Below are 14,504 nucleotides of genomic sequence, written 5' to 3' on the forward strand. Positions count from 1 at the left end.
CCTTAAAAACAATGTATTAGTTAATATTAATGGCTTTTTTTGTAAACAGTCGTATCCTGAAGAAGCTCGAATTTAGCTTTTGGATCATAATGAACCAAAAGCTATTTAAGCTGATCAAGCGTCTTGAGCCACGCGTTCGATGTACTCAACTTGCACAGGTTTTGTAAATGCACCAGGGCGCAATGCCTGCACTTCTCGCACGATATCTTCTAACTGCCATTCCTTTTCTAGGAGTAGGTGAGCAGCGAACAAACCTGTGCGCCCCGAACCACCCATGCAATGCATCGCAACTTTGCCACCTTGAGCAAGAATCGCGTGCAGTTCCGGACTGGCTTGTTGCCACTTCGTCGCAAACTCTTCATTTGGTGCGCAGTCGTCTTCAATCTCGATCTGGAACCATTTCATTCCCAGTTGCTGAGTGGCTTCACCCAATGCAGAGACATTCTTCGCAGCTAATTCACTATCATCTAATGCAGTAACGACCGCTTGAACACCCTGCTCTTTCAACTGTTCTAACGACGCATGCAAATCGACACCTTTCGTTCCTGGGCACGGTGTTAAGATTAAAGCACCGGAGTCCAAATCTAATTGCCATGTAGGATGAGACATTGTGACCCCCTTTTAAGCCAAACCAACGTTACGAACCAGCTCTGCTGTGCGCGTTGCATAACCCATTTCGTTATCGTACCAAGCGTAAATCTTAACCATACGAGAACCCACAACCATGGTTGATTGCGCATCAACGATGGTTGAACGTTGGTCGCCTTTATAATCGATAGAAACTAAAGGACGCTCTTCGAAGCCAAGGATGCCTTTCAAATCACCTTCAGATGCTTCTTTTAACAGTGCATTCACTTCTTCTGCCGTGGTATCACGCTTCACATCAAAAATGATGTCTGTTAACGATGCGTTTGCTAGAGGTACGCGAACCGCATGACCATTAATTTTGTCTTTTAATTCTGGGAAAATTTCGACAATCGCCTTCGCGCTACCCGTAGTGGTTGGGATAAGGCTCATGCCGCATGCTCTTGCACGGCGTAGATCTTTGTGTGGCGCATCCAAAATAGTTTGCGTATTCGTCAGGTCGTGAATGGTCGTAAAAGAAGATTGTTCGATACCCAATTTCTCATGAATGACTTTAACCACAGGTGCGATACAGTTAGTCGTACACGAAGCCGCTGTCACGATACGATGTTTTTCAGGGTCGAAAATATGGTCGTTCACGCCCACCACAATGTTCGCGATACCTTCTTCTTTCACAGGTGCGCTTACCACGACACGTTTCACGCCTTGCTCTAGGTATTTATTCAGGAATGATGTTTTGCGATGTACGCCTGTCGCTTCAATCACAACATCACAATCAGACCAGTTCACCGCATCGATATCGCGTTGTTGAGTCGTGGCGACACGCTTGCCGTTGATGACGAGCTCACTGCCTTCGACCTGAACTCCATGATGCCAACGACCTTGCACTGAATCGAATTCTAATAAGTGACCAAGCGTAGCGGCGTCACCTGCGACATCGTTGATTAACACAAACTCCAATTCTGGCCAATCAAATGCCGCTCGCAGCGCTAAGCGACCAATTCGGCCAAAGCCATTAATTCCTACTTTAATTGTCATAGTTTTACCCTCTAACCTTCTACCTTGAATCTCTATTCGCTGTTAACAGCAAGCCTCACGACTTTTATCGTGTAAGCGTGTGATGTCGTCTTGGTATTCCTGCTTCAAACAGTTTGATGCCACTAAGTCTTCAATTAACTTTCGCATCCAACCTGGTAATTGCTGTGATAACTCGTAATACACCCATTGCCCTTGGCGTTTATCCACCAAGATGCCACTGGATCGTAACTGAGCAAGATGACGAGAAACTTTCGGCTGGCTCTCTTGCAGAGCAAACGCCAAATCACCAACGCAAGTTTCACCTTCACGGGCCACGAGCATTAAACAACGTACGCGTGTTTCATCGGATAACAGCTTAAAAAACTGATGTGGAAGCATAATGAACATACCTATATATGGATATGCGTATATGTTTATTTAATTAAGGTATATCGTCAAGAGGAAACCGTCCATCGTCATAAAAGTTTCACATCTAACGAACAGCTTGATTGTAAAGAGAGAGATTCAAAGAGATAAAAGATAAGACCAGAAATTATGCAGTCGCGATGCTTTGACTCCAGCGAACCGCTTCACCTAAGGAGAGCTTCACTTCCTCTAAAGGCAACCCCAATTGCATCGTGATTTTTTCAACCCCCGACCAATCGGCACGCTCGTAGCACTCTTCGAGGGAAATAAGTGCACCATAAACCCCTTTGCGATGTAATAGCGCTTGTTGTACTGAATGACTAAGCGGTAACTGCCTAACTAAAGATTCCACCGAAAGATCCAGCAACGCATCTAGAATCGACAGCAAACCAACCATGAAACCTTGTTCGTTGAGATGAGAGAATGGCTGATAGCGCGACATCAATTGGCAAAATTGAGCTCGTTGCAATGAAAGGTGATACAGCTCTCGAGGCTTGTTACTGGAGATATACGATGCCACAACCAAAGAGACAAACTGCTTAAGGTTATCCTGGCCAAGATAAATCAATGCCTGACGAAAAGAGCTGATTTCGACAGCCAAATTCGGCGCTTGCGTATTTACAAAACGCAATAACTTATACGAAAGCGCGACATCTTGCGTAATGATGGACTCGATACGAGTAAAGTCAGGCTCAGGAGCACAAACTTCACGAAACAGTTGCAATGCCAACACTTGCTCAGGACTGACGTATTTAGTCTGCGAGACGAGTGGCTTGCTAAAAAAATAACCTTGGAAAAATTTAAAGCCAGCCGCTTTCGCTTGCTCAAATTCTTCTGCGGTTTCAACACGTTCTGCTAAAAAGTGGTATTTGACGCGTTTGGCAAGGTGTGTTTTGACCAGTTCACAGGCCTTTTCGAGCCCCATCGCCATAATGTCGAGCTTCACAATATGCACATATGGCAAAAAACGGCGCCATTCTGGTGTTAGGGTGAAGTCATCCAAAGCGATCAAGTAACCTTCTCGATAAAACTCACGAATCGCATCAAGAAGCTCATCCGTAGGTTGGCACGTTTCCAACACTTCGATGACAATTTTGTTTTTCGGCAAACTGCGCGGCAAACGTCGCACCAAGCTTTGATGAGGAAAGTTAATAAAGCATCTAGAAGAGGCAATCACTGGGTTAGTACCCAGCGATAGGAAGTTTTCGACAATCAGTCGGTATGTCGCTCGATTTGAATCAATATGTGAAGGGTATGCGTTACTCTCCCCGTCTCGAAACAACAATTCATAACCCAGCGTCTGTCTTTTTCGGTTAAAGATCGGCTGGCGAGCGACATACGTTGTATTCATGCTAAAGAAGGACCTATAAATGGCTTATGACTTTGCAGCTGCTAATAATGCACCACAACCCATGAACATTGAACCGAATACTTTGTTTATTTTTCCCATGATTTTATCGGAGCGAATAAAGCGTCCCATTTGTGCTGCCAAGCTCGTGTAACCCAACATTACACACGCATCAATCACGACCGTAGTGACGCCAAGCACCAACAGTTGCGTGATTTGGTCTTTTGCTGGGTCAATAAACTGCGGGAACAACGCCACCAGAAAAACAATCGATTTAGGGTTGGTGAGGTTAATTAACACTGCCTTGTACAACAGCGCCGTGCCTGACATCTCGTTGTGGTTTTCAGCTGCGACTAAGCTTGATGTGTCGCGCCATTTCTGAATCCCCAACCAAACCAGATAAGCGGCACCAACCCATTTAATGACAGAAAATGCGGTTGCTGACTGCGCGACAAGCGCACCAATACCCGCCCCCACCAGCGCGATGTGGATAACTAAACCAATTTGTAAGCCAATAATGGCACCCAGTGATTTACGGGTACCGTAACTCAAACCATTACTGATTGAGTTCACCGTGCCAGAGCCCGGAGCCAAACTAAAAACGATTGCTGTTACTACATAAGCTAACCAGACATGGGTATCCATTGCATTTCCTCACTAATTCTTCGATGATACATCGCGTAAACAACGTATCTTCAGGTAATCAACTAATGGCGACTAACCATTCACCTTTGACTTATACTCAAGAGACATTATTTGAGCAAGCAATTGGTGGTCCGATCGCAGCACTTTGGCAAACTCGCCAAGAGGGCTTTGTTAAAGGGACTGAGAAAAAGAACATTTACTGGTGCAAGCTAACCAACCCAGAGCATAAAAAAGCCGTGCTCATCGTAAATGGACGCATTGAGTCTTCCTGGAAATACCAAGAGCTGTTTTACGATCTCTACCGCCAAGGTTTCGATGTCTATTCCTTTGACCACCGCGGACAAGGTTTATCAGATCGTTTATTATCTGACTCAGATATGGGTCACGTCTATGACTTTACTGATTATATTGATGATATGGACATCGTCGTAAAAAAACACGACCTTAGCGAATATCAACAATGCTTCATCATCGCGCACTCTATGGGCGGCGCGATCGCGACACGTTACCTGCAAACTCACTCAGAACACCCTTTTACTGGTTTGATTCTAAGTGCGCCCATGTTTGGCATTAACCTGCCATGGTACCTATCACCAATAGCGATTCCGGTCACACAAATTATGTCAGCGGTATCGACTTTACCACGCTATGCACCAGGACATCAGGCCTACTTCCCTAAGCCCTTTGAAGATAACCCACTTAGCCAAAGTTACGGCCGCTACCAATGGTTCCGAAACCTATATACGGAAAAACCGGAACTGCAAGTCGGTGGGCCAAGCACTCGCTGGGTTTGGCAAGGGCTCATGGCCGCTAAGCAGTGCTTTTTATTAACTCGCCAAGTCAAAATACCAGTCATCCTAATCCAAGCCGGAAACGATCGGATTGTTAGCAACCTCGCGCAAAAGCGTTTTATTGATAAATTGCGGAAAACCAACCCACACGCGGAGCTGCTTTCTATCGAAGGCGCACAGCATGAAATCTTATTCGAGACCGATAAGTATCGTAATCAAGCGCTCGATGCGATTTTCCGCTTTATGAATGACCATAAATCGCCATCAAACGAACAAGCACAATAAGAACTCTAGGCGACCATTTCACGACTAAGATTAAAGAGGAAATGTCTACACATCGATTTACCCTCTTTTTCATCCTCATTTTGGCGTACACTGCTTGAACTTGGCTACTTTGACACAGTGTTTAACCGCATAGTGCTACGGGCCCAAGTTCCCCCGCATTCGGAGCAGTACGATCTAGTCAGTCTGCTGTACTCCGTTTGCAATTCACCTGTTCCACACTATCCAAACCGTTTACGAGGACTTCATGAGCACATCGCTACCTTGCAAAGAGATCACCAAAATCGTTGCCTCTGATCTGGATGGCACGTTACTCGCACCTAACCATCAGCTCAGTGCTTACTCAAAAGAGACGCTAAAAGCGCTGCATGAAAAGGGTTATACCTTTGTCTTTGCAACCGGCCGTCACCACGTAGACGTTGCGAGCATCCGTCGCCAAGTTGGCATTCCAGCTTATATGATCACGTCGAATGGTGCCCGAGTGCATGACCAGGAAGATCAGCTAATGTACAGCGAGAATGTCCCTGCGGAACTGGTACAAGGCGTGATCGACACGATCAAACATGATCAAGAAATACTTATTCACATGTATCAAAATGATAGCTGGTTGATGAACAAGGATGATGAAACGTTACGTGACTTCCACGATGAATTCACTTACGTCTTATTTGATGAAGACCACGCCCCAACTGACGGTATTGCGAAAGTTTTCTTCACGCATCCAGGAGAAGACCACGAACGTTTGGTCGTATTTGAAAACAAACTACGTGAGCAGTTTGGTGATAAGCTGAACATCGCATTTTCAACGCCTTGGTGTTTGGAAGTAATGAGCGCTGGCGTGTCTAAAGGTCATGCTCTTGAAGCGGTAGCGAAAAAACTCGACCTCACGTTAGAAAACTGCGTAGCATTTGGTGATGGCATGAATGACGTAGAAATGCTGTCGATGGCAGGTAAAGGGCTAGTTATGGGTACATCACACGAAAAAGTGATGAAAGCTCTACCAAATAATGAAGTAATTGGCAGCAATGCTGAAGATGCGGTTGCACACTACCTACAAGAACACTTGCTGTAAGCTTCAATACTCCAAATAATGAAGGGCTGCACATTCGCAGCCCTTCTCTTTTATCGCTGACTTGGCAGCTTCTCTTTGCCAAGAATCGCGTCCCATTCTTCTTCTGTCACGGGCATAATCGACAAGCGATTTCCACGTTTCACCAACGGCATGTTCTCAAGTTCTGGCATCGCTTTCATCACCGACAACGGAATCACTCGCGCCGTTTTACGTACAAACTCTACATCCACCATAATCCAACGCGGGTTGTCTGGGTCTGACTTTGGATCGTAATAATCGCTTTCGGGATCGAATTGGAAATGATCGGGATAGGCTTCTCTCACAACTTTAGCAATACCTGCCACGCCAACATGTTTACAAGAAGAGTGGTAAATCAGGACTAAATCGCCCACCTTCACTTGGTCACGCATCATATTGCGCGCCTGATAATTACGAACTCCCTCCCAACATGAAACCTTTTGGGTTCGAAGCGTGTCAATAGAAAAGGTATCTGGTTCAGTTTTAAATAACCAATATGCCATAATGCCATCCGATGCCGATTGAGTAACAATAATGAGGAAGATATAACATGAAGGCTTTGAAAAACCCAGTGGCGCTTGCCACCCTGCTGGTTCTGCAAGCATGTAGTTCACAGTCGCCACAATCTGGTGCCGCTGACCCAACCTCTCCACCAGCAACCTTAGATAAGCCTGAAACCATTCAACCTCAAACTTTTATGCTGCGCGGAAAAGTGATCGTCGGTCACGAGAGCCAATACATCATGCCTTGTGGCAGCGACAAGCAATATTGGTTGCAACTATCACCACAGCAAATGCAACGAGCAATTCAGTTAAATAACGAGCCTTACCAGACTATGTATGGCGAGGTTATCGGCCACCTCAACCCACCGGGCATCGATGGGTTTTCTGCTGATTTCGATGCTAACTTTGTCGTGGAACAAGTGAACTTCCTCACAACGGAAAACCCAAACCGTTGTCAGCAACCAAACAAACCAACTCGCGTGTTTGGTAATGAGCCTTCTTGGTCGGCAAGCTTTGAGGCTAATGGACTAACATTCCAGCAAATCGGCAAACAAACCACAAAATTAGCGATTAACAGCAGTCAGCTTCAACCTCGCCAGCGCACTTATCAACTGCAAGGTGGTGAGCTTCGCTTAACAGAAAACCTCTGCTCAGACACAATGAGCGATTCTTTGTATGGCTGGAAAGCAACACTAAAACATGATGGCGAGACGTATCAAGGTTGTGGTATGGCTGCAAACGTCGATGCAACGCTTGGCTGGGCTAATACCTATGTCGCGACCTCAACCCAATCACAAGGCTTTGAAGTACAAATGACCTTAAACCCAGACCACAGCGCCACAACAAAATACCGTTACGCCAATGGACAAGCACCATTAATCGAGCGTGGTTACTGGCAACAGTTAAGTCCGTCTCAGGTTCAAGTTGTCATGACGCATCATCAACAGCAAAGACTGATGTCAGAGCGACTGTTTACTCGAGAAGGCAATCAGCTCAAAGCGACCAAAGAAAAAGTCGGTAACTTAGTATACCCAATCACCGATGGTGGTTTAGTCCTTTATCCTGCCACCGTTCGTGATGAAGGCATCATGCAACCAGCCGAAAAACGCACCAACAACCCCATCGGTAGTGCTGACGTCCCTTCTAGTGCAGAGTTTGATTCAAAAGTAGATGCCGCGGTGCGCAACTACTTCTTTATCCATCAAACCACCCCCAACAATAACCAATACCGTTGGCTAACTTACGACCTCAACAGCGATGGTAACGAAGAGCTATTGGTACAGTTGGATTGGTGTGGTTCCGGAGGCTGTACATTGCTGATATTTGAACATCACGAAAAGGAATGGCGATTTAATAGCCGCATTACACTAGTGCAAAGCCCGATTATGCTCGGCCAACAAACCTCTCATGGTTGGCGAGATCTGATTTTTAATGTCAGCAGTGGCGGAGCTAAAGCGGCTCAACACGTGATGCAATACACTGGGGTTAGCTACCCACTCAACCCAAGCATGGCGCCAACGGCAACGCCGAGCCAAGTCAGTGGCGTGCGTCTGTTCTCTGATGGGATAAGCCCGGTGCGAGAAGGAGTTCGTCTGTAATGTCACAACCGTGTCCAACCTGCGGTTTTCAATTCAATTGTATGTGCTCGCTAATGCCGAAACTTAACAGTGAGCACAACATCCTGCTGTTAATGCATCCGAATGAACTGAAGCGTGATACTAATACCGGCCAGCTACTAGAGCAGTGCCAACTCAGCATTGAGCGAGTAATCTGGGATCGCAAACAGCCACCAGCAGAATTGCTCACTCTATTAGCTGATCCATCGCGGTATCCGGTGTTGCTCTTCCCCTGTGAAGAAAGTATCACACTCGAACATGTGGTACTCCAAAGCCAGCAACAAACCAAAACTCCGCTGTTTATTATTTTAGATGCCACCTGGCAAGAGGCGCGCAAGATGATCAATAAGAGCCGTTGGTTAGAAGGTATCCCTACTATGGGATTATCTGCGTCGGCGGACTCACAATATCAGCTGCGACGCAACCAACAACAAGGTAATTTGTGCACGTTTGAAGTCGCTGCACATCTGCTCGGGCAACTTGGAGAACAAAACAACCAACAACAAATGCAGCGCTTTTTTGCCCATTACCTCGCTCTGTTCCAAGCTGAAAAGAGTGGACACGCTCTTAAGCGTTAACCATTAAGCTCAGTAGAAGAACCAAACAAAAAACGCAGCCTACGCTGCGTTTTTTACTACAAGAAGTTTCACGTGAAACATCATTAAAACAGTCGAGTCGGCTCGCCAAGATAGTAACCCTGCAAATAATCCACCCCCATGTCTTGTGCAATGGTACACACCTCCTGATTGTGGACGAACTCCGCCACCGTCTCCGCGTTCAACACCTGGCACAAACGCACCAACTGGGAAGCGATCTTGCGCTGTTTTAAATCTTTATCAATATCACGAATCAAGCTGCCATCGAGCTTTATGACTTCTGGCTCCAACTTCAGGATTTCATCGATATTCGAATAGCCGGACCCAAAGTCATCAACAATGATACGCGCCCCTAAGCTTCTAAAATGACTGCACACTTCTATCATTCGGCCGTAGTCTTTGATCTGCTCAGATTCCAGCACTTCTAAACCAATTCGCCTTGGGTCATTTAGCTGGCTAATTTCATGCTCTAAAAGCATTAAAGTTTTATCACTGAGCAAATCTTGCGGCGATAAGTTTATAGAAAAGTCACCTTGCTTATCTCGCATATAATGCAACGTAGAATGAATCATGTGCCGACTTAGTCGAGTGTAAAGATGCGTATCAGAGATAATTGGCAGAAAACGCCCTGGCGCAATCACCGTTCCATCGGCTTCCAGAATACGAACCAAACATTCTTGGCTTGCCAATTTGTGGCTACCCGCATGCACAATAGGTTGGCTATAAGTGATGATATTCTGTTTGAGAATGGCTCTACTGACGCAACTTAGCCATCCAAGTTGCTCTTTACGCACATCCTCACTGACTTCAATATCTTTCGCATTACAGATATGGGTATTACTGCGTACACCAGAGCGCCTCGCTTCGATGCCTTTGAGTAAGAGCTCATCCACTGAAGCGGATGGAAAGTCTCGACGACTCACTAAGCCGCCGCATAGCGAGATAGAAAGATAATCTATTTCACGTAGGCCAATTGGCTCAAAATTAGTTTGTTCTACCGCGTCAGCAAAACGCGTAAAGTGCTGTTTGATGGTTTCGCTGCTTTGGTCAGCTTTAAATATGAATGCCCACTCACCAACCCCAATACTATAAAGCTGCAAAGCCGTTGGCATGCCAAAACGCTTTCGTAGTCGATTCGTAAAGTGCATTGAGAGATCTTTGAGTAATTGATCTCCCACTCGGTAGCCGTATTTTTCGTTGATATGACTAAAGTTAAGTAGCTTTAGAGTCAACAAATGCTCATCCAAATCGATGTTACTCAGCCGCTCTTGCAATGCGACCCGGTTTTGTAACCCCGTACGACTGTCGCGTCGATAGCTTTCTTGTAACTTGCGCGTTTGGCGATCGAGTTGATATCCCATATGCGCGTTCATATGGTTGAGATCGCCGATCGCATTTCGAATCAAGCTAAACAACGGTGAAATAGAGGAGCTAACGGGCGACTTAGGCAAGTTCAATGTTTGCACTTCGTCTCCCTCTCGCATCGCTAAATACGTCAGGCTGTGATGAAGAATTTCGGGCTGACCAATACCACCATGCAGTTCCCCCATACAGTAACTACCAAACGTCGTCGCAATATCTTTGAAGGCTTGGACTTCGTCGCTGCTGTCAATAAAGTCTAACCGTGACGCGCAGTTAAAAATCATCACGACTTCAGGTTGGTGCATGGCTAACTCAACCACACCATGCCGCACTTGCTCGAGCGTTAACGAGGGATGGTTATAGCAAAATTGCACTTCGTCACCAAGACACCAAGGCCTGTCGAAGCTCATACTGCCATCAGCGTGTAGCTCCGTTACCGTACAAACTTCCTTTCGCCCTAAGCTTTCTCGATATAAAGGAAAGCTGAGCAGTTGACTCAGCGTCACGTCATGGCCATCCGCCAAGTAACGCTTGTATACGTCCAGCGCTTTCTTCTCACCTAAACAATACAAGCGCGTTCCTTTTGCATGAGTGACTTTGTGTGGCATGCCAATCGGGTTCCATTCCGAATACGCATCAGTCCATAGCTTCAAAGTATCACTGTGCAAAGCTACGGCAACCACAGCGTTATCGTAAACTCGGTTTTGATATAGCACCCAGCAGCCATCGTCAATACTCTGCGCCAACCCTCCAGAAATCACTACTTCTTCACTGGCGAAGGTTTGAAACAAGGGATAGTCACGTCGTTCAATTTGCACAGCAAAGCTGAGGATCACCTGTGAATTATGCTGCATTAGAAGAGAGCGCTTGAGCTCCCCGCCATCAATGTCAGGGGAGTAAGAGTATGTTTGTACCGCAGAAGTCAGCGTGGTTTGCTCAAATTCAATCACACTCACTAGGCAACCAGAGGTAAATATCTCCCCTTCCAGAATCACATTACGCGTACTATGCCCCATAACATGAGCATTCGGCAGCGACGACAAAACGGCGTCTGCAAGTGTGGTCGTAATTTCGCGCGATTGCGTCGACAATATTTGTACTAAATATCGTTTATCTGAGGAAGTCGGAAAAGTGACTAAAAAGTCATTCAGTTGACTGACATCGTGAACCAGTTTTGAAAAAGCTCGCATGGACCTACCACTGCCGTAACACTATCTTCACCACGACGTGTGGCGTTACTATTTTTATTTAATAGAGAATAATTTACGTGGCTTTGCGCTGCTTTTCTAGACACAAAATGAGATTAGAATGGATTAATGCGAAAGCAATTAAAAAAGTGTGAGTAACGGCTGCAAACTATTGATTTCAATATCAGGTAAAGTACGTGTTTTTGAATGGTTAATGACATTTTTATTCATATCATTAAACCAACAGGCTGCAAAACCAGCCAACTTTGCACCATGCACATCCGTGGTTAGATGATCACCGACATGCAGAATATTCTCCGCAGGAATATCCAAGAATCGCTTCGCTTTAGTAAACATATCGGTTGCGGGTTTCGCCAATCCATCTGGTCCTGCTTTAAGTACCTGTTGGAAATAAGGCGTAAGACCGATGCGGTCTAAATTCACATTACCGTTGGTGATTGCCACCAACGGGATGCGCTGCGCGAGTTCCTCCAGTACATCGAGGCTTTGCTGCGGCACTTCAAAACGATTACGCCAGTCCAATGCAACGTCTACTGCGGCTTTCGCGGCGGCATGTGCTGCGTCTTCGTCGTAGCCTACTTGGGAGAAAGCTTGCTGAAGTTGCACTAAACGCCATAAAGTGACATCGCTCTTCAGCTCGGGTTGTTGCTGCACAACTCGCTGTTTGAGAGCAAACCAATCCGCTTTGTTCATATGAGCAACCGCTGGATGATGGTGCTTGAGCCAAGATAGCAACTCACGCTCCATGCGAACGATCACAGGATAGTTGTCATAGAGGGTATCATCTAGGTCAAAGGTCATTGCCTTAATAGGCTCGATACGGCGATAAAATTTCATACTTCGGCTCACTCCCCGTTCTTTTTGCGTGCGCGTGGGTGGGCTTGGTCGTAGGCTTGCGCCAAATGTTGGAAATCCAAGTGCGTGTAGATTTGGGTCGTCGAAATGTTCTCGTGCCCTAAAAGCTCCTGCACCGCACGTAAGTTATTGCTTGATTCGAGCATATGTGTCGCAAATGAGTGACGCAATTTATGCGGACTAATATGGCTTGCGACAGACTGTTTCTGCCCCCATTCAGCCATGCGCTTTTGCACGCTACGATGCGAAATACGCGTTCCGAGCTTAGATACAAACAAGGCGGGCTCACCTGGAGCGGCTAAATCACCACGAACGCGTAACCACTTCCCGACCCACTCGGTTGCCATCCCAGAGAACGGCACTTTACGTTCTTTATCGCCTTTACCAATAACACGAAGCTCACCACTACGCAGTTGTACATCACGTACATCCACACCCACCAACTCAGCCAAACGTAAACCGGCGCCGTACATCAGCTCCATCATGGCACGATCGCGCACAGCCAACGGGTCGTCCTCGTTGACTTCAAGTAATTGGCTCACTTCGTCAACATCGAGGTTTTTGGGCAACGGGCGTTTTTTGCGAGGTGCTGAAACCCCTTTGGCTGGGTTAGCCGACATCTCGCCACGCAGAATAAGGAAATCGAAAAAGCTACGCAGCGATGAGAGTCGCGTTGCCAAACTGCTGGCTTTCATGCCTTCTCGCATGCCCTTACCTGCTAATTGGCGCACCCAACCAGCATCCACTTGAGACCAATCTTTGAGTCCCATTTCAGCTAAGTGCTGCGCCATTGTTTCTAGCTGCTGTTTGTAATTGCGCTGAGTATGTAGGCTAAGCCCCTTTTCGCTTCGTAAGAATTCATAGAAGCGCTCAAGAGGCTTTTGCAGACTATTTGGCAGAGGAGTGTTGGGAGTTGTCGTCATCGTAACTTTGCCATACCAGTGTTTGAGCGAGATGTGCCACTACTAATGATAGGTGACGCAAAAACAAGGTATCCATATCTGGCTGAAAATGGCCGCCATCTTCACTAGAAAAAGCAAGCACGCCCAGTGTTTGCTGTTTCACGAGCGGCAGTACCACATAGGACCCCATTTCCGGCACTTCCATGTTGCCAAACAAAGCTTCACGATCTACTTTGCGAAGACGTCCTAAGTACGCATCTTTGCCATTTAAGTGAGTGGTCGCAAAGCGTTGATAACTTTCCTTACTCAATTGAATCGATGCGTCGCATTGACTAAACAATCGAACAAACGCACGTAAGCCCAATGCTTTGGCTTTATCTTCGATAGAATGAATGACTTGTTTAAAGTCACCACACTTTAGAATCTGCCCCTGCAAATCCATAAATTCGTAAAAGGTGCGATCATTGTTCGCCGCAAGCGACATTAGTGTAGTGATCTCTTCCTCTAACTCTTCAATGCGCTGACGTTGGCGATTCATTTGGATGTGTACCAAAGATACCGCGCCTAAGTCTGAGTGTGGGAAAGATAAACGATCCACAAGCTCCGGACGTTGCACAAAAAAGTCTGGATGATCTTTGAGGTACTCGGCCACTACTTCAGCCGTTAAGGCATCTGCTTCTACTTGAGACAAACCGTTTCCTTTTTCTTCAACTAGCAAGATAATTGACCATCAAATACATGCGTTGTAGGTCCGGTCATAAACAACGGCTTGCCAGGACCTTGCCATGCAATTCGCAATTCACCACCAGGTAGAGAAACCTTAACGTTTTCATCCAACAAGCCCTGCAGAATCCCAACCGCGACTGCCGCGCATGCACCACTACCACAAGCTTGTGTCTCTCCTGCGCCTCGCTCATAAACTCGAAGACGAATATGGTCACGACTCATCACCTGCATAAAGCCAGCGTTGACGCGCTCTGGGAAACGCTCATGCGACTCGAGCAGCGGACCGAGAGTTTCCACTTCTGCCGTATCCACATCGTCGACCACGGTCACTACGTGCGGGTTACCCATGCTCACAGCACCACAAAACAAGGTATTGTCGCCTGCTCGCATGATGTAAGTTTTCTCTTTTTGCTTCGCTTTGAAAGGAATTTTGTTCGGTTCAAACTCTGGCACGCCCATGTTGACCGTCACTTCCCCATCATCTTCGATGTTGAGAATCATCTTTCCTTTCTTGGTGCTCACGCTGATGCTGTATTTATTGGTCAGCCCCTT

General features: G+C 46.4%; 15 protein-coding genes. 4 read left to right on the plus strand and 11 right to left on the minus strand.

Annotation, left to right across the window (positions count from 1 at the left end; genetic code table 11):
* Nucleotides 1-114: 114 nt before the first annotated feature.
* The 5 genes from IQR33_RS30350 to rhtB all read right to left on the minus strand — a co-directional run bounded on the left by IQR33_RS30350 (nucleotide 115) and on the right by rhtB (nucleotide 4,021).
* Nucleotides 115-609 (minus strand): cyclin-dependent kinase inhibitor 3 family protein, encoded by a 495-nt coding sequence (locus tag IQR33_RS30350; protein WP_005383629.1) that lies wholly within the window; start codon nucleotides 607-609, stop codon nucleotides 115-117.
* Between the two features lie 12 nt (nucleotides 610-621).
* Nucleotides 622-1,623, minus strand: a complete 1,002-nt coding sequence (locus tag IQR33_RS30355; RefSeq protein WP_005383630.1) for an ArsJ-associated glyceraldehyde-3-phosphate dehydrogenase — start codon at nucleotides 1,621-1,623, stop codon at nucleotides 622-624.
* A 42-nt stretch (nucleotides 1,624-1,665) separates the two neighbouring features.
* Nucleotides 1,666-2,001 carry a metalloregulator ArsR/SmtB family transcription factor gene (locus IQR33_RS30360; protein WP_005378730.1) on the minus strand — a complete coding sequence of 112 codons (336 nt, stop codon included), beginning with the start codon at nucleotides 1,999-2,001 and terminating at the stop codon, nucleotides 1,666-1,668.
* A gap of 154 nt (nucleotides 2,002-2,155) precedes the next feature.
* On the minus strand, nucleotides 2,156-3,379 hold the full coding sequence (locus tag IQR33_RS30365) for an EAL and HDOD domain-containing protein (RefSeq protein WP_053304474.1): 1,224 nt from the start codon (nucleotides 3,377-3,379) through the stop codon (nucleotides 2,156-2,158).
* 24 nt (nucleotides 3,380-3,403) lie between these two features.
* Entirely contained in the window at nucleotides 3,404-4,021 is a 618-nt protein-coding gene (gene rhtB, locus IQR33_RS30370) for a homoserine/homoserine lactone efflux protein (protein WP_005378732.1), read from the minus strand.
* Between the two features lie 65 nt (nucleotides 4,022-4,086).
* Between rhtB and IQR33_RS30375 the strand changes: the two genes are divergently transcribed.
* Both IQR33_RS30375 and IQR33_RS30380 read left to right on the plus strand, forming a co-directional pair.
* Nucleotides 4,087-5,097, plus strand: coding sequence for an alpha/beta fold hydrolase (locus IQR33_RS30375; RefSeq protein ID WP_062730808.1), 1,011 nt, complete (start codon nucleotides 4,087-4,089; stop codon nucleotides 5,095-5,097).
* Nucleotides 5,098-5,341: 244 nt separating this feature from the next.
* Nucleotides 5,342-6,166 carry a Cof-type HAD-IIB family hydrolase gene (locus IQR33_RS30380; protein ID WP_017636084.1) on the plus strand — a complete coding sequence of 275 codons (825 nt, stop codon included), beginning with the start codon at nucleotides 5,342-5,344 and terminating at the stop codon, nucleotides 6,164-6,166.
* 50 nt (nucleotides 6,167-6,216) lie between these two features.
* On the opposite strand, the gene IQR33_RS30385 is transcribed toward IQR33_RS30380, so the two are convergent.
* Nucleotides 6,217-6,687: an EVE domain-containing protein gene (locus IQR33_RS30385; RefSeq protein WP_005378735.1), complete on the minus strand. Its 471-nt coding sequence runs from the start codon at nucleotides 6,685-6,687 to the stop codon at nucleotides 6,217-6,219.
* A gap of 47 nt (nucleotides 6,688-6,734) precedes the next feature.
* Between IQR33_RS30385 and IQR33_RS30390 the strand changes: the two genes are divergently transcribed.
* Together IQR33_RS30390 and IQR33_RS30395 are read left to right on the plus strand one after the other, a co-directional pair.
* Entirely contained in the window at nucleotides 6,735-8,285 is a 1,551-nt protein-coding gene (locus tag IQR33_RS30390) for a COG3650 family protein (RefSeq protein WP_193838026.1), read from the plus strand.
* A complete protein-coding gene (locus IQR33_RS30395; RefSeq protein ID WP_031780839.1) occupies nucleotides 8,285-8,881 on the plus strand; it encodes a tRNA-uridine aminocarboxypropyltransferase in 597 nt (198 codons plus the stop codon). Before IQR33_RS30390 ends, IQR33_RS30395 begins: the two co-directional genes overlap by 1 nt.
* A gap of 83 nt (nucleotides 8,882-8,964) precedes the next feature.
* Here the strand turns inward: IQR33_RS30395 and IQR33_RS30400 are convergent, their stop codons facing one another.
* The 5 genes from IQR33_RS30400 to dapF form a co-directional block, all read right to left on the minus strand.
* Nucleotides 8,965-11,451: an EAL domain-containing protein gene (locus IQR33_RS30400; RefSeq protein ID WP_193838027.1), complete on the minus strand. Its 2,487-nt coding sequence runs from the start codon at nucleotides 11,449-11,451 to the stop codon at nucleotides 8,965-8,967.
* 138 nt (nucleotides 11,452-11,589) lie between these two features.
* On the minus strand, nucleotides 11,590-12,306 hold the full coding sequence (gene yigB, locus IQR33_RS30405; protein WP_054579694.1) for a 5-amino-6-(5-phospho-D-ribitylamino)uracil phosphatase YigB: 717 nt from the start codon (nucleotides 12,304-12,306) through the stop codon (nucleotides 11,590-11,592).
* 8 nt (nucleotides 12,307-12,314) lie between these two features.
* Entirely contained in the window at nucleotides 12,315-13,247 is a 933-nt protein-coding gene (gene xerC, locus IQR33_RS30410) for a tyrosine recombinase XerC (protein ID WP_005378742.1), read from the minus strand.
* Nucleotides 13,213-13,944 carry a DUF484 family protein gene (locus tag IQR33_RS30415; RefSeq protein WP_017636089.1) on the minus strand — a complete coding sequence of 244 codons (732 nt, stop codon included), beginning with the start codon at nucleotides 13,942-13,944 and terminating at the stop codon, nucleotides 13,213-13,215. Before IQR33_RS30415 ends, xerC begins: the two co-directional genes overlap by 35 nt.
* Nucleotides 13,938-14,504 (minus strand): diaminopimelate epimerase (gene dapF, locus IQR33_RS30420; protein WP_193844288.1); only part of this gene is annotated, 567 nt, incomplete at its 5' end. The genes IQR33_RS30415 and dapF, both read right to left, overlap by 7 nt.

It is taken from the genome of Vibrio sp. OPT46, assembly GCF_015163535.1.
Classification (GTDB): Bacteria; Pseudomonadota; Gammaproteobacteria; order Enterobacterales; family Vibrionaceae; genus Vibrio; species Vibrio alginolyticus.